This is a genomic window from Vibrio harveyi (assembly GCF_030060435.1).
In the GTDB taxonomy this organism is placed as follows: domain Bacteria; phylum Pseudomonadota; class Gammaproteobacteria; order Enterobacterales; family Vibrionaceae; genus Vibrio; species Vibrio harveyi.
Genome location: NZ_CP125876.1, coordinates 88,747 through 108,914, shown reverse-complemented (window position 1 = coordinate 108,914; position 20,168 = coordinate 88,747). Strand labels below are relative to the sequence as shown.

Here is a 20,168-nt window from a genome sequence, read left to right as displayed (position 1 = left end):
CTAATAAAGCTCTTCGAAAGTAAGCGCATTTAGGTCGCAAACACTATAGATTTCATTGGTGACTGGTTCCGTTTGTGTTGTAGGGTAAGTGAACACTTTGAGTGGGGCGTCCAAATTACAAGCTAAGCTTTCAAGAGAAATGAGCAGAAGGGGAGACGGGTGAAATGAGTGTACTTTTGATTGCCATATCGTCACTTCATCACCTTGAAACTCGGTACTCAGATCCAGCTTCACTCGAATATCTTGCAAAGAATGTTGTTGGTGTTTGGAATCTAATAGCACAGCTTCAAAAACAAAGTGCCCTTCGGCGTCAGATTGCGTCGAGTCAGAAGCAACACCGTTGAAAACAATCGTCCTTTCTATATTGATGCCCTCGACGGGCTTGCCATTTAAATGCAAATAGCCAGAAATATAAGGGCTTAAAATGCGCTCCATTTCTTATATACCCAAGTAACCTCGAGATGCTAGGTTCAGCGAGAATGACTTGGTTTGTAGACGCGGCGGCGATTTAAAGATCTAGTCACTCTAAATCAAGAATCGACAACAAAGTATACAAGCCAAGACAGCTCGCCCTTCGGGAGCGTGTCATTGCCCCGATGTCTGCGTCAAACAACTTGGAAAGAGCTGGCTATTACGCTGCGTTGTTTTCCTTGACCTCGAATCAATGACAACGCTCTGAATCCTGCATCTTGAAGTCACTTGGGTATATCACCTTGTCCAAGAATGAAAGGTGCCAGAATCTTTAAAGTCTATTGAGCGGGCAAGCATAAACCTTGTATTTTCGACCAAAATCACCACGCTTTGAAAACGATTAGGTTTTCTCGATGAAAAAATGAGGCGAGCTGTTTATCATAGGCGACGAAATTAACCATGCCACTATTGTGATGACTGACAAGACTATCTCCATCCCTCTACCATCTTTGATTCACCGAATTGGTGACGATCATGCTAAGCGAGCTAAAGCAATTGCGGCTGATAAGAAGTGCGAAATGAAGCGCATTCGACGCTCTCGTAATTGGCAAATTGCTGGTGATGCGTTGGATTTAAAAGTGTTCCTCGATCATATCAAGGCAGAAGAATCTGAGCCGATGCGGTTCGTGATAAACAAAATGGAAGTTGGTCTGGCTAAACACAGCGATAAGCTTGAACCTTTGGAAGCCAAGCTGATTCGATTGGTCTTGGAGAATCCAAACATTACTTTGGCGGAGCTAATGTCAGAAACCAACTGTACTATCGCCCAAGCTCGAACGGCGCGTTTCGAGGCTGAGATGCTTTAAACCTGAAAGTTTCTTCTGATTTTTCCTGTCTATACTGGTAAGCGACTGATTATCGACATTGGATAAGATGAGAGAGGAAGTTATGAAGCTGATATCGAAACTTTTGAGCGTATTCTTCATTTGGGGGAGTTTGACGCTTCCTGCTTTCGCGCTTGATCCTGTTTATAGCGACTTTCTCGGTAAAGCGATTCGTGGTTATGACCCTGTCGCATACTTCACTCAATCGAAACCGGTAAAAGGTGACAGCGATTTCACTTACCGTTGGAATGATGCCAAATGGTACTTTTCATCGGCTGAAAATCGAGATGCATTTGCGAAGAATCCTGAGAAATTTGCACCGCAATATGGTGGTTATTGTGCTTGGGCAGTAAGCAAAGGTTACACCGCAAAGATAGACCCGAATGCATGGTCAATTGAGAATGGCAAGCTCTATCTCAACTACAGTAAATCTGTGCAAGCGACATGGGAAGAAGACATTCCTGGTAATATTGCGAGTGCTAATAAGCATTGGCCAACACTGCTTTCCCAATAGGGCTCTGATGCCAAAACGAAAAGATACAGAAATCAAAAGACGCAGAAATAATTAAGCCGCGATGATCGCGGCTTTTTCAATTTGGGTTCCAAGAAGTGGAGCATTACCACATCAGATCGTCTGGTACGACGAAATCTGCGTACGGGTCATCTTCTGCCGGGATGTCTGCTTCTGGTTCTTTTTGCTCGATGATCACAGATTCATCGCGTTGAGCAATCTTGTTTGCTACACCACGTGGGATGACAACGTAGCTTTCACCAACAATCGCGATTGCCAAGATGCCTTTGATAAGCTGTTCGCGGATCTCTGACTCAACGTACAAAGACTTCACAAGCGTACCGTGTGTGAAGTTGTATTTGATGTCTCCATCTTTCAAATCAACCTTGTTCATTTCAATCAGTTGGTTGATTTGCGCTTTGATTTCTTTGTTCAAGCGTTCTGCGTTTTGCTGCTCGCTCAATTGCTTGTCACGCTCTAACTGCTGACGTTTGTTCTCTTCAACCGCCGCTTTTACTTCGCGAGCTTGAACGCGTGATTTTTTAGAGCCTTTTTTCGCTTTCTTCAGTTTTTTCTCGTTAACCAAGCCTGCTTTTAGCATCTGCTCTTGAAGGGTAAGTTTTGCCATGATCTATCCAGTTAGTGCGCAATTTTGTGCATTTTAACCAGTCATCCGTCGCAAAGAAAGAGGGATATACTCAAGTGACTTCAAGGTGCAGGATTCAGAGCGTTGTCACTGATTCCCTATTTACCGAAAGCAAGCAAGGAAAACAACGAAGCGGAATAGTTAGCTCTTTCCAATATAAACACAAGGCGGGATATGGCTCGGCGCTTTGTTGAGCAAAAAAACGAAAAATAAATCGAGAAAGTGTGCGTCTTATTGCAACTTCCAGCGTCTTAAGTACATTAGGCGAAAAATTTTGAAGCAAAACCATGAGTACCTCAGACAAACAAACGATCCCGCAACAAGTGATTGAAGAAGCTTGTGAGTGGGCAATCATGCACGGCGTGGCATTTCGCCAAGCAGATAACACCGCAAGACACTGTCCTTTTAGCTTTGCGCCAATGACGATAGAGCGTGATGTGTTCGCACATTTGAAGAAAGTGACGCCGTTGATCGCCAAGCTGATCAGTCACGTGTCTGAGGATTATGAATTCCTGCAAACCTCCTTAGCCGAGCTAGGCAAAGCCGATACTTTCTTTGAGCGTTTGTTGGAGCTGCATAAAGAGGTTCACCATGAAGCAGCACGCCAGCCACTGTTGTTAATGCGCACCGACTTTATGGATGATCGTCAACATGGCGCGAAAGTGATCGAGTTTAATGGCATTGCGGCTGGGATGGCGCCGTTTGGTCAGCGTGCCACAGAGCTGCATCAATTTTTGAGCTCTCAGTGGGGCAGCGTTTACCAACAATGGTTAGAAGATAAAACGGCAACACCAGCCGATAACCAAGGCATGCAGCAACTTGCGCTTGGCATTGCCACTGCCGCGAGAAAAGTCAAAGCGCATTTTAATGAAGAAGGCGCACCGACGTTTTTGATGGTGGTGCAGAAAAACGAAGACAATGTATATGACCAACACTTACTCGAAGTGGAATTGCAGAAGCTTGGCGTTCGCACAGTAAGACGTACCTTTGAGCAGTTAAGTTCACAGCTATCGAGCGGTGACAAGCAACGCCTCTTGCTAGATAACATCGGCGGTCTTGACGTTGTGTACTTGCGCGCAGGTTATCAATATATGGACTACTTCTCGCCAGAGCTAAATGAACCAATCTGTTGCCATACCTTGAGCCAGACTCGTTTGTTCATGGAAAAGCACTACGTAGCGATGAATGCGACCATCAGCCAACAGTTGGCTACCAGCAAATCAATGCAAATGTTGTTAACTATGATGCCGGCAAGTGAGTATCAGCGCTGGGGGCTCAATCTTGAAGAAGCCGAGTTAGTCAAAAGCGTATTGGCAGAGATGAAGCCAATTAACACTGATACGATTAAATGGTTTGCTGCTTCTGGTAACAAAGACGAATGGGTATTGAAAAACCAAGGTGAGGGTGGTGGTCATTGTATCTTTGGTGACGATATTGCGAAACAACTGAGTCGACTGCCTCAAGAGCAATATAGTGCTTGGGCTTTGATGCAGCGTTTGTATCCGCATGAAAGAGAAACACCAACGATTGCGGTGCGTGATGCAAAGCAGAGTGTGGTGACGGACCTTGTGAGTGAAATTGGTTTATTCACGGCGCACAATCAAGGTGAACCTGTAACGCAATTGGATGGCTACGCTGGTTATTTGATTCGCAGTAAACCAGCCAGTGAAAACGAAGGTGGCATCCACAGCGGCAAAGGCATCTTAGATTCTTTAGTGCTGGTGGATTAAAAAGAAACACTCTCCATGAGTAAAACGTGGAGAGTGTTTTTATTTGTTGATTAGTCGGTTACATGTGACCCATACCGTGGAACATCCCACCAAAAAGCGCCCCTAAGATACTGAAAATAATACCTAGGATGATCATTGCAGGAATTGAAGCGATAGCGAACTTGACCATAAAGATCACCATCGACATAAATGGCATTTTAATATCAACAACCGTCACTTCCTGTTTTGTTTTTTCATCAGACACGAGCGTTCTCCTAAATTTGCATTCTGAATATGCAGCCAGTTTATTACACTCAAACTTAAGAAAACGTTGAGCTGTGTTGCGCTTTTCTTTTTATGGGATAGCAACTGATTAATCTGAGAAATACGGCACGCTATGAATCGTTATCAGAAGCGGGTAAAGCCTCTCAACCAAGCGCCGGATAATCTGTATAGCCGTGTTCATTACCACCAAAGAGTGTGGAGCCATCCAGTTCTGCCAGAGGTTGTTGGTGCTGTAAGCGCGCCACCAAATCTGGGTTAGAAACAAACGGGCGTCCAAACGCGACTAAATCCGCATAACCTTTCTCAAGCACCTCGTCAGCACGCTCTTGGGTGTAACTGCCCGCGACGATAATCGTATTGGTGAAGTATTCGCGCAGTTCGATGCGGAAGCTTTCTGGAATCACTGGTGCGTCGTCCCAATCCGCTTCAGACAGGTGTAAGTACGCAATATCACGAGCTTGAAGTTGTTTCGATGCATCGAGGATGGTTGGCACAATATCTGGGCAGTTCATGTCCTTGAAAGTGATGAAAGGTGCGAGTCGTACTCCTACTTTGTTGGCACCAATGGCTTCGCTCACCGCATCGACCACTTCTAATAAAAAGCGAAGTCGGTTTTCGCGAGTACCGCCGTAGTTGTCGGTTCTGTGGTTTGAATTGGTACGTAGGAATTGGTCAATCAGGTAACCATTACCGCCGTGGATTTCGACGCCATCGAAGCCTGCTTCAATCGCACGTTTCGCTGCATGGGCAAAATCACTTACCACACGGTCAATATCGGCTTGAGTCATCGCTCGTGGCTCTACACAATCGACCATGTTGCCGTTGCCTTGCTCGTCGGCAATCCACACTTGGGTTTCTACGGGTTTTAGTGCTGATGGGGCAATAGGCTGTTCGCCTTTTTGGAATGTTGGGTGTGATACACGACCGACATGCCACAACTGACAAAACATAGCTGCGCCTTGCTCTTTTGCTGCTTGAGTGACGGTTTTCCAGCCTGCCACTTGTTCATCAGTATAGACGCCTGGTGTGAATGAGTAACCCTGCGAATCGTCTGAAATCTGGGTGGCCTCAGAGATGATTAACCCTGCGGTAGCGCGTTGCTTGTAGTAAGTCGCCATCATTTGGTTTGGAATGTTTCCCGGTTGGCTAGTGCGCGCTCGGGTCATTGGTGCCATGGCTACGCGGTTTTGCAGAGTTAGTTGTTTCAGCTGTGTTGGTTCAAATAGTTTGCTCATGATCGATTCCTTACTTAAGTAGTGGTACTTGGGTTTTGTTGCTTACAGATTCCATCCAATCTTTCACAGCGTTGTCCCATTGGATTTCTGCGGCGCTGAAGAACCCGCGCAAAATAGAAAATAGGATCGCTTCGTCTACCAAAGTCACATGCTGATAAGAGTCGAGATTCAACACGCTTTTCGCACGTTCAATGAGCGCTTCGACCTCTTTGGCAATGTTTGGTGTGTCTTGCAGAAGTGCATCAAAATTGAGTGCATCCGTTTCCTTTTTTGCGCGCCAAGCTTGTTGTGCAGACTGAGTGGCAAACTCTGGCAAATCCATGTTTGACCAACGTGGGTAACCCACTTTTTGTAGTGGAAGGAACGCGATTTTTTGCCAATCCAACACCGCTTGCGACGGTTGGCTTGTTTCACTTGATGTTGCCAGTTCAAGGAAGTAAGCGATGATATCGAGACTTTCTGCCATCGCTTCACCGTTGTCTTTGATAAGAAGTGGCACTTGCTTGGTTCCAATCAGGTCTGTTGTGGTTTTGTCGTCGTCATAAGCAATATTGATGACGTCGAGTTGGATATTCAGCATGCCAGCAACGTAGCGGACGCGAGCACTGAATGGGCAATGTTCGTAAATATAGAGTTTCATAGTGTTTTCCTGGTGATTCGTATTGGGTAGCCCCGCTTGCTCGAGAAGCGTTAAGTCAGGGCTACCTGTAGGGATGACATTAGTTGTTGAAGCTCGGAGCTAACTCAGCCTGTTTGCTTTCTTTGCGGTTTGCCTTGGCGATGAATAGCAAACCAATCAGTGGAACAATGATGGCTGCGTAAGGGATCATGCCTGCGCCCATTTGGCTATCGAGCACCATGCCGCCTAAGAAACCGCCAAAGGCATTAGCTAAGTTGAACGCCGAGATGTTTGCTGTCGCTGCTAATTCCTGACCTTCACCACCGTGGTTCATTACTCGAAGTTGCATTGCTGGTACGTTAGCGAATGACGCAATACCAAATACAAAGGCGGTGGCAATGAACAGCACTTTGCTGTCTACAGTGATTCCGACCAGTACGAGTGACACAATCATCGCGATAGCCCAGAACATAGACGCTTTTTGTAGGTTTTTATCCGATGAACGACCACCCATGGTGTTACCAACAATCAGACCGACACCAACAATAACCAGAATCCAAGTTACGGCACTTTCACCAAAGCCTGTGATGTGCATGGCGATAGGGGCGATGTAGCCATACAGAGTCATGAATCCCGACCAAGCAAATACGGTGATCGCAAGGCTAATAAGTAGCATTGGGTTTTTGAACGCAGCTAATTGTGCTTTGACATCTTTTGCTTCGCCATGACCTGTGGATTTGATCACTGAAGTGATAAAGAACAGAGCGACTAAACCAAAAGCTGCAACGGTCAAGAAAGTGGTGTGCCAGCCGAATTGCAAGCCAATCCAGGTACCGCCAGGCACACCTAAAACGTTAGCCAGCGTTAAGCCCGCGAACATTTGTCCGACCGCACGACCTGCCATTTTTTCTGAAACCAAATTGGTCGCGACCACGGCACCGATGCCGTAGAAAGGACCTTGAACTAAACCTGTGATCACTCGGCTGACCATCAATACAAAGTAGTTCGGCGCGAAAGCGGACAACACGTTGCCGAGAATAAACAGCACCATTAGCCCAGCCAGTACGGCTTTCTTGTTAAAGCGTGCTAAGTAAATCGTAAGTAGCGGACCGCCAAATACAATGGCAAGTGCGTAGGCACTGATTAGGTAACCGGCTTGTCCTTCCGTGATGGACAAAGAGTTGGCGACTTGAGGAAGGATTCCTGCAATAACAAATTCTGCGGTACCGATAGCAAAAGCTGCAAGTGTTAAGATCCATACCTGCAGCGGCATTTTTTCTTTATTCATGGGGGAGTCTCTTTTTTTAATTAGTTTTAACCCATTGGTGCCATGCTTTTTTCTTGCTCTGGCACCTTGTTTTTATTTGTTGTTATCCAAACGTGTGTTGTTAGCCGAGCAGTGCGCCACCATCGACATCAATCACGGCACCGGTCATATAGGTGTTTTCAATCAGAAGTAGGTAAGCTTTTGCAACGTCACTGGCTTCGCCAACTTTGCCCACTGGTAAGCTATGTTGTGTGCGTTTGTACATGGTATTTCTGTCGTCTTCGTTCATGCCTTGATACGCCTCAGTTTTGGTCAAACCTGGGCTGACTGCATTCACTCTGATTGGAGCCAGTTCTTTCGCCAGTACTTTTGTGGTTGCTTCAATGGCAGCGTTAATCGCGGTTTTTACGTAGGTGTTAGCAACAACTTTGCGCGATAACATGCCGGAAGTTAGCGTGATTGATCCGCCTTTCTTGATGTAGCGTGCTCCATGTTTCGCTGCGTTGATGGCGCCCCAAAATTTGGTATCGAACGCGTATTTTGCTTGGGAAACTTCTACATCCACCACTTTGCCTGCTGGAGCATAAGAACCTGCTGTGACGATCAGGTGGTCAAAAGCACCAATGGTTTCGAAGTAGTGGTAAACCGACTGTTCATCGCTGATGTCTAACCCTGTTTTGCGGCTTGCTACGTGGACAACCGCATTGTCGCTCGCAAGTTGTTGGCTAAGTTCAGCGCCAATACCTGATGTGCCACCCAGTACGACATAAATGGTTTTTTCTGTTGTCATGATTTGTTTCTCCAATCTCGTTTCGATGGAGTCAGTATATTGATTGGAATGAATTTGATAATTGAGTAATATTTGAATTGATTATTCAGCTCAGATGAATAATGAAGTTTAAGGAGGGAATGTGGACAAGTTTTCGGATATGACGCTGTTTGTCAGCATAGTGAAGAACCAAGGGTTGGCGGCGGCTGGCCGAGAGCTCGGCTTATCGCCAGCAACAGTAACGGCAAGATTGCAGTCGCTGGAAGATCGCTATGGGGTGAAATTACTTAATCGCAGTACAAGGCATATCTCACTGACGGACTCTGGCGCTATGTACCATCAGGCATGTTTGGAAATCATCGACAGCGTCAAAGAGACGGAGAACTTACTCCAAACTGGCACCAAAGAAGTGCGCGGCACACTTAAAATCTCGGCTCCTCGTGATATTGGAAAGCAATATATTTCGCCAATACTGTCGGAATTTAGTCAGCTCTATCCTGATGTGATCCCTTATCTGTATTTGAACGATAATTTATCCAACTTAGCTGAGTCCGGTTTGGACATCGTTATCCGATATGGGGAGCTAGCCGACAGCAACCTTATCTCTCGCAAACTGGCGTCCAGTCGCCGAGTGCTTTGTGCTTCTCCTCAGTATTTGGCAAAGAAAGGCACGCCGATCACGCCACAAGATTTAGCACATCACGATTGTTTAGCCATGGTTCGCAGCAATGAAGAGTTGAAAACATGGCACTTTCAAGATGAAGAGCAGCACAATGTTGTTACTGTCGTACCGAAGCGTTTTTCTGATGATGGCGAAGTGATTCGTCAGTGGGCGTTAGATGGCGCGGGTATTGCGTTGAAATCGATTCTCGATGTACAAGAGGACATCAAACAGCAGCGTTTAGTGACGGTATTAAATGGCTATATGAAGAACTTCAACGCATCGACCTCTTCTGCAGGCGCGGATTTGAACGTGATTTACCTGAGCCGCCAGTATCAACCCAAGCGACTTCGCTTGTTTTTGGACTTCTTGATTGAGCGTTTTCACACTCAATTTTAATGAGGCGAACGTTTCGATGTGTCGCATGGAAAGGCTGCATCATACTGAGGTTAGAGATTAGTAACACCGCGCTTTTAAGAATATTGGCATCAAGTGCGGTGTGGCTGAGTTAGCTAAAAACAGGTCTGAAGAAGCTGCGTTCGTAACTCAATACACAGTCGGTCTCTTCCGCGAACTTAAAGGCTTGGATGCACTCTTCATCGTTGAGCGACTTTTCTCGGTATTCCTCATACGCCGCGAGGCTTGGGAATGTAAATAATGCCAGTGCAATATTGTTAGCACCTTCAGATGGAAGATAGTAGCCGTTGTGTTGTCCGCCAAATTTCTCTACTAACGGAATCCACATTTTTGCGTACTCTTCAAACTCTTTGGTTTTTTTTGCATCAATGACATAACGAACATAGCAAGTGATCATAAAGATAAAGTCCTTTTTATTTGGTTTATACCCAAGTAACCTCGAGATGCTAGGTTCAGCGAGAATGACTTGGTTTGTAGGCGCGGCGGCGATTTAAAGGTCTAGTGGGTCTAAATCAAGAATCGACAACAAAGTATACAAACCAAGACAACTCGCCCTTTGGGAGCGTGTCATTGACTCGACTTCTGCGTCATACAACTTGGAAAGAGCTGGCTATTACGCTGCGTTGTTTTCCTTGACCTCGAATCAATGACTACGCTCTGAATCCTGCATCTTGAAGTCACTTGGGTATATATATCCGAGAACCTTGAGGTTACTTGAGTACAAGTTTTAGGTTTGGCCAAATGGTTAGCCAATTTTTCTGAGTTAATCGCTGTCGAAATAAAACTAATGGTCGTTCTGGATTCCAAGTCAGGTAACCTCTAAACAAAGACTCAAATCCGAACGCTGAAATGCACTCTATCTGGTTCTTTTCGTTCAATCTGGAAGCAACCGCCGTCTCTTTTTCTGGCCAGTAACTCATCGCATCCAAGGTACTTTGGTATGGCTTATCACCATTCTTTAGGTGCATGTTTGCTTGATTACGCACTTGCCAGTTGAACTCTGGCATCATTGCAGTTAACTGAGCTTCATAAATCAACGCCGCCTTGTCATCTATTTCATTTGGGTCGAAGTAGACAATATCAAGGTCATTGAGTGGGGTTGGCTGCGGTTTGTGATGAAGATGGTCCCAAACTAGATTTCGTACGAAGCCTGCAGCAACGTAGCAATCTGGTAAAGCCAGTGAGCGAGCACATTCCATTGCTTTCATACGTTCATGATCGGCGAGCAATAATTGAACAAGATCTTCCATGTTCACCCTTAAGATTTGGCTGGTGGCAGCTCAATGCCCAATTCATCGCGTTTTCGCTTACTCAAGCCAAGTGCAACTAATCGATAAGATTCTGATAAATAGTACTTTAGCTCTTCGTCTAGGCGTCCGGAGGTTTCCGTTTGTTGAATCCACTTCATACCTCGGTTAGCGAAATAAGGGGCAGGAATATAGCCTTCATAATCACTTAAAAAATCGAAGTTTAAAGGGGAAGTCTTAAATGTAAATGCAGGCTGCTTGTCTTTACTCCAGCCACCAATAGCAAATACCTTTCCACCGACTTTCCATACGTGCGCATCACCCCATTGAACAACATGAGAAGTAGCAGCGAATGAGCCACAGAATTGATTAAATTCATCGTATGTCATGATGACGTCTCAACCTATCTTAGTCACGGATTTCGCTAGACTAACACAGGTTGAGAGTAAGGTTAGGACGTTTGCGGAAAAGTGCTCACCAGCGCTTGGATTCCGACATGCTAATGGAGAGATGGTCGATAAAGGCTCTTAATAACGGTGTGACTTGTTTACGTGTGCCATAGATGGCATGAACGCCTAACGTTTTTGGGTGCCATTCTGGTAACAGCTGAATTAACTTACCCTCAGTGAGCAAATCCTTCACGGTTGGGAAAGGCTGTAAGCTGATTCCGTTACCATTTAAAGCGGCAGCAAGCAGTACTTCTGGGGTATTCGCGCTGATATTGCCTTTGATGGAGACTGATTCATCACCGTTTGGTCCAGAGAATATCCACTCGGAACGACCAAAATAGCTAAAGGAAAGACAATTGTGGTGTCCTAGGTCTTGGGCGTTTAACGGTGCGCCTTTTTGTTCGATATATTTGGGAGACGCACATATCACCGAGCGGCATTCACCTAATTGCTTTGCTACGACATTAGCAGGCAACTCATTGGTGATGCGTATGGCAAGATCAATGCGTGATTCCACGAGGTTTACGGTTTCATCTGTCGACACAATATCAATCGCCACATCAGGCCATTGTTCAACAAAGCTTGTGATTGCATCAATGAGGAAGCTACTCACAATGGAATAGCTTGCGGTAATACGCAATTGACCTTTTAGATTCACTCGATTTTGGTTTCGGATTCCGCTTAGGGATTCTTCAAGTGCAAGTAGCTCTCGTGCAATCTCAAGCGTCTCTTTCCCTGCACTGGTTAAGCTGAGGCTTCGAGTTGTGCGGTGGAGTAAACGAGTATCCATCCACTTTTCGAGCTCACCTAAATAACGTGTCACTTTAGTTCGCGAAAGATCGAGATGCTCAGCGGCAGCACTTAAGCTTCCTCGCTCTACGATCGTGACAAAGACGTTCATTGCCTCAAGTCTGTCCATTCTGTTGCTTCACCTTAAGAAAATCGCCGTCACAGTATATGTCCGGATTTCGCAACAGTGAAAGTTAATTTGCTGTCTATTTCATCTAAAACCAATCAAATAAGATGACCTCAACACTAAACGAGCCGCATGAGTTGGTTCTCTAATACGGAATAAGATGATGAATAAGCGTTCAATTACTCTACTGATTACAGCACTAGCGGCATCGAACTATGTGTCGGCTGCGGACTTAACGATTACCCACTACAACCCCGGTGAAAATGCGATCTTTCCTGCAAGCTCTGTGCTTGTTTCTGGTGAAAAAGAGCTGATGTTGTTTGACGCACAATTTAGCGTCAAAGACGGAAAAAAATTGGTGGAACAGATTAAAAACAGTGGCAAAGAGCTGTCGATGATTTACATCAGCAGCGGTGACCCAGACTATTATTTTGGCTTAGAGCCTATTGTTGCTGCATTCCCTGATGTAAAAGTGGTTGCGAGCGAAGCGGTTGTTAAACATATCGAACGAACAAAAGACGCGAAACTGGCGTACTGGGGACCTATTTTGGAAGAGGGGGCACCATCAAAAATTGTTGTGCCTACTGTACTCAATGACACCACTCTGACGCTTGAAGGTAAGCACATTGAAGTAAAAGAAATCAATACTCATGATGCTTACCTTTGGGTGCCTGCGGAGAAAACTGTATTTGGTGGTGTATCGGTTTACAGTGGTGTTCATGTTTGGATGGCGGACACTCAGTCGAAACAAGAGCGTGCTCAATGGTCTCAATCGTTGGAGCGCATGAAAGCACTGAAACCAAAAACCGTGATTCCGGGACACTACCTTGGTGATATGCCGAAAGGTGTGGAAGGTGTTCAATTCACTATAAACTACATCGCAGACATTGAGCAGACGTTAGAAAAGTTAAGCAAGCCATCATCAAGCGAGATTTCGGCAGCGATGAAGGCTAAGTACCCACAGTTTGCTGCGACAGAAGGCGATCTTGAACTGGGCGCGAAAGTGCTAAGTGGTGAAATGGAGTGGCATTAATCTAAGCTTGCTATTCGCCATATTGCCCAAAAAAACAGCCCCTCATTGTGAGGGGCTGTTTTTTATTATTTTGCTGCTTGTGGACGTGGCTTGCGACGTTGTCCTGATGGCTTGTTGCCTGACGGTTTGCCGTTTGAAGGTTTTGCACCCGCAGGTTTACCGCTGTTAGGCTTGCGGTTTTCTGATGGTTTACCACCGTTACCATTTTTATTTGCGCCTGATTTGTTCGTATTAGGCTGTTTGGTATTCGGCTTGTTACCGCTTGGCTTGTCGTTTGTGCGAGCTTGACCATCACGGTTGCCTTTTGGCTTACCAGCGCCGCCTTTGCCTGATTTGTTTTCGCCCTTGCCATTTTTGTTGTCGCTGTTGAAACGACGCTTTGATTTGTTGTTACCGCCGTTGTTTTTCTTCTCAGCTGTTTGACCGTTTTCACCTTCTGCTTTTGGCTTCTTAGGCTTTTTCGGTTTCTTTGGCTTGATAGGGCGAGTATCAAGCTTCGACTCTGGCAATACGTTAGTTGGTGCGTAGCCTTCCAGTTCTTTACGAGGCAGCAGTTGTTGAATTAAACGTTCAATCGCAAACAACTCGGATGCTTCAAGTGCGCATACTAAAGAAATCGCTTTACCCACTTCACCAGCACGACCGGTACGACCGATACGGTGAACGTAGTCTTCAGCTACTTTTGGCAGCTCAAAGTTAACCACTTGAGGAAGCTGAGGAATGTCGATACCGCGCGCAGCGATGTCTGTTGCGACTAATACGCGAACTTCGCCAGATTTAAAGTCAGCCAGAGCTTTAGTACGTGCGCCTTGGCTCTTATTGCCGTGAATTGCAGCTGCTGTAATCTTTTGGTCGATTAGGAACTTGGCTAAGCGGTTCGCGCCATGCTTGGTTTTGGTAAATACCAATACTTGTTTCCAATCGCCATCTTTGATCAGCTTGACCAGCATTGGTGCTTTCTTCTTCACGTCTGCTGGGTAGATGCATTGTTCTACGGTGCGTGCTGTCGAGTTTGCTGGGTTAACTGAAATCTCAACAGGGTTGTTGACCAGACCTTTCGCAAGCTCACGGATTTCGTTTGAGAATGTCGCAGAGAACAATAGGTTTTGACGTTGCTTCGGTAGCAATTCAAGAATCTTGCGAATGTCGCGAATGAAACCCATGTCAAGCATGCGGTCTGCTTCGTCCAGTACTAGCATTTCTAGTTGGTCGAACTTCACTGCATTTTGGTTGTATAGGTCCATTAGGCGGCCTGGTGTTGCAACCAATACGTCTGCACCTTTACGCAGGCGAAGCATTTGTGGGTTGATCTTCACACCACCAAATACCACTGCACTCGTTAGAGGTAGGTGACGGCTGTACATGAATACGTTTTCTTGTACCTGGGCAGCAAGCTCACGAGTTGGTGTCAGCACCAATGCGCGGATGTGGTTGCCGCGTACGCGTGGACCGTTTGACAGACGTTCAAGAATTGGCAGCGTAAAGCCCGCCGTTTTACCTGTACCAGTCTGTGCTGCTGCCATTACGTCTTTCCCTTCCAAAACAGCAGGAATTGCTTGAGCCTGAATCGGCGAAGGGGTGTCGTAGCCTTTTTCCTGAATAGCCTTAAGGATTGGAGCAGATAGACCTAACGAGGTAAAACCCATATGTATGATTCTCAATTGTCGAGTTTGATAACAAGGCGTCGATTTTATGCGCGACGCGAAAAGTGCGACATTCTGAGGCTTTTGGGCGTTAGCTTCAACTATTTCCGTCATGGATAAATGTTTGAGGTAGATCTCATTTCGAAATTGAGTGAGCTAATCAAGCGATTTGAGCGTTGAAGAAGAGCTCTCATACCTTTGGCATTTTTGGTAGTGATGATAGAGGAGGTAGGCTTAACAACACATTTCATAGATATGAATGCTGTTGCTAAATGTAATTGTTGCTTATTAATTTAAAGGTATCCTTTTTATTTTATAATATTTGGTTATGCAAATTAAATTATCTTTCTATTTATAAAGCAAAAATATAGCAAACGATAAAACGACGCTTTGTAATTGAAAATTAAGAATTAATTTAATTGATTTCATGTGTGTAAAGTGAAGATGAAAAAATAGAAATAATCGTCTTAACAATGAGACCAATTGCTGTGCTTAAATGCTGAACGCCGAAACGGCTATTAAAATAAATAGATATAGTGGTAATAAGAGCGATCATAAACCACATAGATAAATGATATTCAGCTTGCTTAATAAAGGTTCCTTAATGTTCTCGTTTCTTCGTATTAATTTAAAATATATATCCTCATTTATTTATTATAAGTTCAACGTTATTCTTTCTGTCAATTAATTGACTGATTCGGCGTGCCAGCGTGAAAGTACCGCTCTGTAACGCCCTGATTTGAAAATTATATAAATTCACTGCTGTTTTACCTGACCACGTCATTAAGCGGTTCGGGTTCAAGGCATTTTTTGCGTTCCTGTCGATTAAATTATTCAAAAAAGATCTGTAAAGGTTCTATATTTTTAATTAGTAGGTCGTTCTAATATTTGTGTGAGTAATAATCATGTTAATTGAGAATGAAAAGTTCTATTGGCTCGGGGATAAACCAACGGAATACGAACTGGAAAATGTTGAGTATATCAATGAGGTAGAGGCACTGCCTGTTGGTATGGGAGGTATGTTTTGTGTAAACGCTTCGGAACCAAAACAACTTGAAGGAATACTTAAAGCTTTTTACCAACAGCAAGAGCGATGGAGTTGGGCTGTCTACACCACGATTGAAACACCATATTCTCGATGTGTTACTGATGGCACTTTTGATTTAACGACGTCCTATAAAGCATGGCAAAGCTCGCGAAGCCGCCTTGAATCGGTACCTCAGGTGACGTCGTTAGATCCGCTGATTGGCTGGCTTGGCATAAATAGAAACCGCAGATTAACGGCGATGAAAAGCCTTGAATCATCTTCAATTTATACGTATCCGCTGATAGAAGCGTTTTACCCTGACATTTACTCAACCTATCGCTATGTGTTGTCCGAGAAAGCAAGAGATATTTTAGAAAGTGAACAACTGATGGATCGTATTCGTGTCTGTACGCATTGCAACAGCGGTCACTTGAATTACGTTGAAGTTTGCCCTCAATGCAGCAGTATTGACATTGAGTCTCAGAGTTCGCTCCACTGCTTTACTTGTGGTCACGTTGGTGAGCAGCAGTCATTTCAACGCCGCGGTAAGTTGGAATGCCCAAAGTGTTTAACGCAACTAAGACACATTGGTGTGGACTACGACCGCCCTCTAGAGAATCACGTTTGCAATCAGTGCTCTAATCTTTTTGTTGAAGCAGCAACGATGAGCCAATGCTTGAGTTGTGATGAGAAGATGAAGGTTGATGATCTCGTTGTGCGCAAGCTGTACCAATACCGTTTAGGTGAAGCAGGAGAATACATATTCCAGCACGGAAAGTCCTCTCAAGCTCCTGAGCTCTCAATCAAAGGTAAGGTTGAGAACAGTTTCTTCCAGAACTTACTCGCGTGGCTAAATAAAGTCGCTATGCGCCACAAAGAGCATCACCTACTTTTGGGGTTACACCTTCCATCTTTAGATGAGTACGGAAAGCAGCACGGTGACGCCAAGCTTTTCTCCTTGATGGATCAACTGACTAAGCGTCTTAGTGAGATATTCAGAGATACGGATATCTGCTGCCAATTTAAGCAAGATGTGTTGCTGGTGCTCATGCCGAATACCGAAACGTCTAGCTTATCGGTATTGCAGAACAAACTCTCGGTACTGGGAAGCCAAATTGAAGATGAAGAGTTTGAACTCAATGTCTTCTCATGGGCACTTCCTCAAGCAAGTATTGAAGATGGCGTAGCGGTATGGTTAGAAACACTGGTTGGTGATATTTATGCTGCAAGATAGTCTTGTTCTGCTTGATTATCTTCGCGGGATGCTGCTGCACAATGAAGAGCTGTGGCTACTGCTATTCCCGGTCATGATTATTATCGAACTGCCCTTGTACCTGTTGGTATTAACGGGCATTTTTCGATGGTCGTATGATCAGGAAGACGTTGAGTTGACGCAGTTTCCATCGATCAGTTTTGTCATCACTTGTTATGGCGAAGGGGATGCGATTGGAATCACCATCGACACTTTAGTTGAACAAGTGTATCCGGGTCACATAGAAATTCTCGCCGTCGTAGATGGCGCAGTACAGAACCAAGATACTTACCAAGCGGCGTTGAACGGAGAACTACGTCACGCTGGCGTCCGCAATCGCAAAGTACGGGTTATTCCAAAGTGGCAACGTGGCGGTCGAGTGTCGACTCTTAATGCTGGTTTATCTGTTGCTCAGGGCGAGATTGTGATTAACGTCGATGGGGATACCTCCTTTGATAACGACATGGTGTTTACCATGATGAAACAATTTACATCGAAAGGTGTGATTGCAAGCGGAGGCGCGTTACGGGTTAGAAATCATGACGCCAATATTCTGACAAAAATGCAGTCCTTAGAATACATGTTGTCCATGCAAGCAGGCAAAACTGGGATGGCAAAATGGGGCGTATTAAATAATATTTCAGGTGCGTTTGGGGCTTTTAGAAAAAACTTACTCAAACAAGTGGGTGGCTGGGATACGCATACTGCAGAAGATTTGGATCTAACCATGCGTTTAAAACAATATAAGCGACGCTATCCAAACAATAAATTAGCTTTTGCCACACATGCGATTGGGCATACCGATGTTCCAGATACCTTAAAAGGGCTAGTTATGCAGCGTTTAAGGTGGGATGGCGATTTGCTTTTCCTATTTTTGCGTAAGCACAATGAAGGATTATCACCATCTCTTTTGGGGTGGGGGAATTTTCTATTTACTCTCGCTTATGGTGTGGTTCAAAACGTCTTATTACCTTTGTTAGTTGTTATTTTTACCGTGTATATGCTTATAGCGTATCCGCTTAAATTTGTTTTAGCGTTAATGCTGTTGCTGTACTTAACGTATTTATTTCTCTCTTTAATTATATTTATTGTTTATATCGGGCTGGTGTCTGAGAGAAGAAAAGAAGACTTAAAATTTACGAAATGGCTATTTCTATACCCCGTTTATCAGTTTTTCATGCGTCTAATAACGGCGTTTTCGATGGTGAATGAGGTAGTAAGACGCAGTCACGAAGAATCTAGCATGGCACCTTGGTGGGTATTGAAACGAGGCAAAAAGTTTTAGTATGAAAGTTAACTTTCACTTAGATAAAAAGAACAAGCCACAATCTGAGAGTGGCATGAAAGTCGCCTACGGTCAGGCGAAGCGTGGTGGTTATCGACTTCGTTGGTATCTGATTTTGGCAATTGTCATTAGCCCACTGTTATTTATGGCTTATTACTTGTTTAAGACGCAGATTCTAGTGACTGCGCCCGGTATCGTGACCTCTTATCCATTAACGATAACGGCGACTCAAGCCGCAATTGTTGGACCGATTCCGGCGAATGTCGGTGACGAGGTAGGCAAGGGGCAGTCTTTAATTCTATTGGCAGATAGTGCGTTAAACAAAGAAGTGGAGTTTTTACAAAAAGAGTTGGTTTCGTTGTCCAATAACAAGGTTCAAAGTACTGATGAGTTGTACCAGCAAGCGATAGCCAGTACCAAAACAAGCCTCGCTAAGGTGCAACAAATTCAGCAAAAGTACGACCAATTTAGAAAGAAAGGTCAGGTGTCAGAAGTGGATTACGCTGCGGTAGTTAACGTGAGCAATGCCATTGATAGCCAATTGAGCGACCAAGAAATAGCTTACATCAATGCCAAACGTGATAGAGAGCAATTGGCATTGGCGGGGCCGGTTGCACAGCAGTATCGAGCGTTAATGCAAGAGCTTGTCGTAAAGCGTGCCCAACAAGAGAGCTTGACGTTTAGAGCACCGTTTAGTGGTCGAGTTTTGGATATTCATGTTCATGAAGGTCAGCGCGTTACAGAGAATGCACCATTATTGACGGTAGCTCAGAACGTAACACCGGACATTACCGCATTTTTAAATCCTAAGTATCTGGATTACAGCCAAAAAGGAACCAAAGCGAAGGTCATCTTCCCTGACGGTAAAAAGTTATCTGCGACAGTTTCAAGGCCGGTTGAAGTGGTTAACAAGCTACCCCAAGAGCTGCAAAGCCCATTTGAGGGTCAACCAGCGTACCTGAAAGTCACATTATCTTTTGACGAACCCGTAGAGCAAACGAGATGGATTGAGGGCGTTGAAGTGGAAGTTCGTTTTTAACTTAATGAGTTTAATAAATGATAAAAGGGAGCAAATGCTCCCTTTTCTGATGAATATCGCGAATAGACTCAACGCTTCGCGTGATCCAAAAACGCTTGAGTCAGCGTTTGAAACAACGTATCAACACTTAGTTTTTGTTCTATATGGTCGAATAGGGGAGTATGAACGTCGCCACGAATATCATCGTTATGCCCGCAAAGACGATTACATAGCTTTACTGGTTCAACGATTTTTTCTACGTCAGCATCTATGAGAATACAGGCTTGAGAGAGCACTACTTGTCCTCCGCCTTTTTTCAGTAAGACACGTTGTGCTGTCCCAACCACTTTTTTCCCATCAATATTTAAGTTGTATTCGCCATCACAATAGGAGTTTGGCGTAGCGTGCACATCAACTTTGACACCTAACTGTTTAAAAAACACGGCGAGTACGGAACATAAGTCGAGATACGCTTTTTTAATGTCGTAAGGTTGACCTTCAGGCCAGTGGTAGATATGAGAGAGGTTTATGATCCCCGGAACCTGTGGAACTGGTGCACCGCCGGTTTTACGTGAAAACAGCCTCCAACCTGAGTCTGCTAGAGCTTGTGCTAGTTGCTCTGAAATTGTCCACTTCTTACCTGCTGGAAGCACTAGCGTAGGGCTTTTGACTTGCCACAACAGTAATACTTGAGAAAGTTGACCAGATTGAACAAGCTTGATTAACTCGTCTTCTTTGCTGAATACGTCAGCTACTTCTTTAGATTGGTAACGGATCAGTTTGTTTTTCGAAGTCAAATTCAGTCCCTCTTGCCGCTTACTCCTCTGTTTTACTCTAATTTGGTCAAAAAGCAAATCGCCTAGTTATTTATGTTTTCTCTTAAA

21 protein-coding genes are annotated in these 20,168 nt (G+C 44.7%); 8 read left to right on the top strand and 13 right to left on the bottom strand.

The window, feature by feature from the left end; translation table 11 throughout:
• Complete coding sequence (locus QMY49_RS16965) at positions 1-435, bottom strand: DUF6795 domain-containing protein (protein ID WP_005451306.1); 435 nt, start codon at positions 433-435, stop codon at positions 1-3.
• A gap of 449 nt (positions 436-884) precedes the next feature.
• On the opposite strand from QMY49_RS16965, the gene QMY49_RS16960 reads away from it, so the two are divergent.
• On the top strand, positions 885-1,277 hold the full coding sequence (locus QMY49_RS16960; RefSeq protein ID WP_283315628.1) for a ribosome recycling factor family protein: 393 nt from the start codon (positions 885-887) through the stop codon (positions 1,275-1,277).
• 82 nt (positions 1,278-1,359) lie between these two features.
• Complete coding sequence (locus tag QMY49_RS16955; RefSeq protein WP_005451310.1) at positions 1,360-1,809, top strand: YHS domain-containing (seleno)protein; 450 nt, start codon at positions 1,360-1,362, stop codon at positions 1,807-1,809.
• Positions 1,810-1,912: 103 nt separating this feature from the next.
• On the opposite strand, the gene QMY49_RS16950 is transcribed toward QMY49_RS16955, so the two are convergent.
• Positions 1,913-2,434: a DUF2058 domain-containing protein gene (locus tag QMY49_RS16950; protein ID WP_005439241.1), complete on the bottom strand. Its 522-nt coding sequence runs from the start codon at positions 2,432-2,434 to the stop codon at positions 1,913-1,915.
• Between the two features lie 305 nt (positions 2,435-2,739).
• Here QMY49_RS16950 and QMY49_RS16945 point away from each other — a divergent pair, with 305 nt between their 5' ends.
• Positions 2,740-4,182 (top strand): glutathione synthase, encoded by a 1,443-nt coding sequence (locus QMY49_RS16945; RefSeq protein ID WP_283315617.1) that lies wholly within the window; start codon positions 2,740-2,742, stop codon positions 4,180-4,182.
• A 58-nt stretch (positions 4,183-4,240) separates the two neighbouring features.
• Here QMY49_RS16945 and QMY49_RS16940 read toward each other — a convergent pair whose 3' ends face one another.
• The 5 genes from QMY49_RS16940 to QMY49_RS16920 all read right to left on the bottom strand — a co-directional run bounded on the left by QMY49_RS16940 (position 4,241) and on the right by QMY49_RS16920 (position 8,357).
• A complete protein-coding gene (locus tag QMY49_RS16940; RefSeq protein WP_005451314.1) occupies positions 4,241-4,426 on the bottom strand; it encodes a hypothetical protein in 186 nt (61 codons plus the stop codon).
• Positions 4,427-4,589: 163 nt separating this feature from the next.
• Entirely contained in the window at positions 4,590-5,681 is a 1,092-nt protein-coding gene (locus QMY49_RS16935; protein ID WP_005451315.1) for an alkene reductase, read from the bottom strand.
• Positions 5,682-5,691: 10 nt separating this feature from the next.
• Positions 5,692-6,321: a GrxB family glutaredoxin gene (locus tag QMY49_RS16930; RefSeq protein ID WP_009699218.1), complete on the bottom strand. Its 630-nt coding sequence runs from the start codon at positions 6,319-6,321 to the stop codon at positions 5,692-5,694.
• 79 nt (positions 6,322-6,400) lie between these two features.
• Entirely contained in the window at positions 6,401-7,588 is a 1,188-nt protein-coding gene (locus tag QMY49_RS16925; RefSeq protein WP_009697187.1) for an MFS transporter, read from the bottom strand.
• Between the two features lie 100 nt (positions 7,589-7,688).
• Positions 7,689-8,357 carry an SDR family oxidoreductase gene (locus QMY49_RS16920; RefSeq protein WP_283315610.1) on the bottom strand — a complete coding sequence of 223 codons (669 nt, stop codon included), beginning with the start codon at positions 8,355-8,357 and terminating at the stop codon, positions 7,689-7,691.
• A gap of 121 nt (positions 8,358-8,478) precedes the next feature.
• Between QMY49_RS16920 and QMY49_RS16915 the strand changes: the two genes are divergently transcribed.
• On the top strand, positions 8,479-9,396 hold the full coding sequence (locus QMY49_RS16915) for a LysR family transcriptional regulator (protein ID WP_005451321.1): 918 nt from the start codon (positions 8,479-8,481) through the stop codon (positions 9,394-9,396).
• A 109-nt stretch (positions 9,397-9,505) separates the two neighbouring features.
• Here QMY49_RS16915 and QMY49_RS16910 read toward each other — a convergent pair whose 3' ends face one another.
• The 4 genes from QMY49_RS16910 to QMY49_RS16895 all read right to left on the bottom strand — a co-directional run bounded on the left by QMY49_RS16910 (position 9,506) and on the right by QMY49_RS16895 (position 12,029).
• Positions 9,506-9,811, bottom strand: coding sequence for an NIPSNAP family protein (locus tag QMY49_RS16910; RefSeq protein ID WP_017188647.1), 306 nt, complete (start codon positions 9,809-9,811; stop codon positions 9,506-9,508).
• A 313-nt stretch (positions 9,812-10,124) separates the two neighbouring features.
• Positions 10,125-10,664 (bottom strand): nucleotidyltransferase family protein, encoded by a 540-nt coding sequence (locus QMY49_RS16905; RefSeq protein WP_172581365.1) that lies wholly within the window; start codon positions 10,662-10,664, stop codon positions 10,125-10,127.
• Positions 10,665-10,672: 8 nt separating this feature from the next.
• On the bottom strand, positions 10,673-11,050 hold the full coding sequence (locus tag QMY49_RS16900; RefSeq protein WP_009697183.1) for an MmcQ/YjbR family DNA-binding protein: 378 nt from the start codon (positions 11,048-11,050) through the stop codon (positions 10,673-10,675).
• A gap of 85 nt (positions 11,051-11,135) precedes the next feature.
• Complete coding sequence (locus tag QMY49_RS16895) at positions 11,136-12,029, bottom strand: LysR family transcriptional regulator (RefSeq protein WP_009697182.1); 894 nt, start codon at positions 12,027-12,029, stop codon at positions 11,136-11,138.
• Positions 12,030-12,189: 160 nt separating this feature from the next.
• Between QMY49_RS16895 and QMY49_RS16890 the strand changes: the two genes are divergently transcribed.
• Entirely contained in the window at positions 12,190-13,059 is an 870-nt protein-coding gene (locus QMY49_RS16890; protein WP_283316805.1) for a Vmh family MBL fold metallo-hydrolase, read from the top strand.
• Between the two features lie 65 nt (positions 13,060-13,124).
• On the opposite strand, the gene QMY49_RS16885 is transcribed toward QMY49_RS16890, so the two are convergent.
• Positions 13,125-14,705 carry a DEAD/DEAH box helicase gene (locus QMY49_RS16885; protein ID WP_009697180.1) on the bottom strand — a complete coding sequence of 527 codons (1,581 nt, stop codon included), beginning with the start codon at positions 14,703-14,705 and terminating at the stop codon, positions 13,125-13,127.
• A gap of 902 nt (positions 14,706-15,607) precedes the next feature.
• Between QMY49_RS16885 and QMY49_RS16880 the strand changes: the two genes are divergently transcribed.
• The 3 genes from QMY49_RS16880 to QMY49_RS16870 are packed head-to-tail and all read left to right on the top strand — an operon-like array spanning position 15,608 to position 19,305.
• A complete protein-coding gene (locus QMY49_RS16880) occupies positions 15,608-16,963 on the top strand; it encodes a TackOD1 domain-containing metal-binding protein (RefSeq protein ID WP_029790118.1) in 1,356 nt (451 codons plus the stop codon).
• Complete coding sequence (locus QMY49_RS16875) at positions 16,950-18,266, top strand: glycosyltransferase family 2 protein (protein ID WP_283315599.1); 1,317 nt, start codon at positions 16,950-16,952, stop codon at positions 18,264-18,266. The genes QMY49_RS16880 and QMY49_RS16875 overlap by 14 nt, the downstream gene beginning before the upstream one ends.
• A gap of 1 nt (position 18,267) precedes the next feature.
• Positions 18,268-19,305, top strand: a complete 1,038-nt coding sequence (locus QMY49_RS16870; RefSeq protein WP_009697177.1) for an HlyD family secretion protein — start codon at positions 18,268-18,270, stop codon at positions 19,303-19,305.
• Between the two features lie 68 nt (positions 19,306-19,373).
• On the opposite strand, the gene QMY49_RS16865 is transcribed toward QMY49_RS16870, so the two are convergent.
• A complete protein-coding gene (locus QMY49_RS16865; protein WP_283315597.1) occupies positions 19,374-20,081 on the bottom strand; it encodes a lipoate--protein ligase family protein in 708 nt (235 codons plus the stop codon).
• Positions 20,082-20,168 lie beyond the last annotated feature (87 nt).

Coding starts and splice junctions, on each gene's coding strand:
- QMY49_RS16945 (WP_283315617.1), top strand. CDS start 2,740: ATGAGTACCTCAGACAAACAAACGATCCCGCAACAAGTGATTGAAGAA.
- QMY49_RS16930 (WP_009699218.1), bottom strand. CDS start 6,321: ATGAAACTCTATATTTACGAACATTGCCCATTCAGTGCTCGCGTCCGC.
- QMY49_RS16960 (WP_283315628.1), top strand. CDS start 885: ATGACTGACAAGACTATCTCCATCCCTCTACCATCTTTGATTCACCGA.
- QMY49_RS16910 (WP_017188647.1), bottom strand. CDS start 9,811: ATGATCACTTGCTATGTTCGTTATGTCATTGATGCAAAAAAAACCAAA.
- QMY49_RS16905 (WP_172581365.1), bottom strand. CDS start 10,664: ATGGAAGATCTTGTTCAATTATTGCTCGCCGATCATGAACGTATGAAA.
- QMY49_RS16920 (WP_283315610.1), bottom strand. CDS start 8,357: ATGACAACAGAAAAAACCATTTATGTCGTACTGGGTGGCACATCAGGT.
- QMY49_RS16900 (WP_009697183.1), bottom strand. CDS start 11,050: ATGACATACGATGAATTTAATCAATTCTGTGGCTCATTCGCTGCTACT.
- QMY49_RS16885 (WP_009697180.1), bottom strand. CDS start 14,705: ATGGGTTTTACCTCGTTAGGTCTATCTGCTCCAATCCTTAAGGCTATT.
- QMY49_RS16895 (WP_009697182.1), bottom strand. CDS start 12,029: ATGGACAGACTTGAGGCAATGAACGTCTTTGTCACGATCGTAGAGCGA.
- QMY49_RS16935 (WP_005451315.1), bottom strand. CDS start 5,681: ATGAGCAAACTATTTGAACCAACACAGCTGAAACAACTAACTCTGCAA.
- QMY49_RS16955 (WP_005451310.1), top strand. CDS start 1,360: ATGAAGCTGATATCGAAACTTTTGAGCGTATTCTTCATTTGGGGGAGT.
- QMY49_RS16875 (WP_283315599.1), top strand. CDS start 16,950: ATGCTGCAAGATAGTCTTGTTCTGCTTGATTATCTTCGCGGGATGCTG.
- QMY49_RS16890 (WP_283316805.1), top strand. CDS start 12,190: ATGAATAAGCGTTCAATTACTCTACTGATTACAGCACTAGCGGCATCG.
- QMY49_RS16950 (WP_005439241.1), bottom strand. CDS start 2,434: ATGGCAAAACTTACCCTTCAAGAGCAGATGCTAAAAGCAGGCTTGGTT.
- QMY49_RS16870 (WP_009697177.1), top strand. CDS start 18,268: ATGAAAGTTAACTTTCACTTAGATAAAAAGAACAAGCCACAATCTGAG.
- QMY49_RS16965 (WP_005451306.1), bottom strand. CDS start 435: ATGGAGCGCATTTTAAGCCCTTATATTTCTGGCTATTTGCATTTAAAT.
- QMY49_RS16880 (WP_029790118.1), top strand. CDS start 15,608: ATGTTAATTGAGAATGAAAAGTTCTATTGGCTCGGGGATAAACCAACG.
- QMY49_RS16925 (WP_009697187.1), bottom strand. CDS start 7,588: ATGAATAAAGAAAAAATGCCGCTGCAGGTATGGATCTTAACACTTGCA.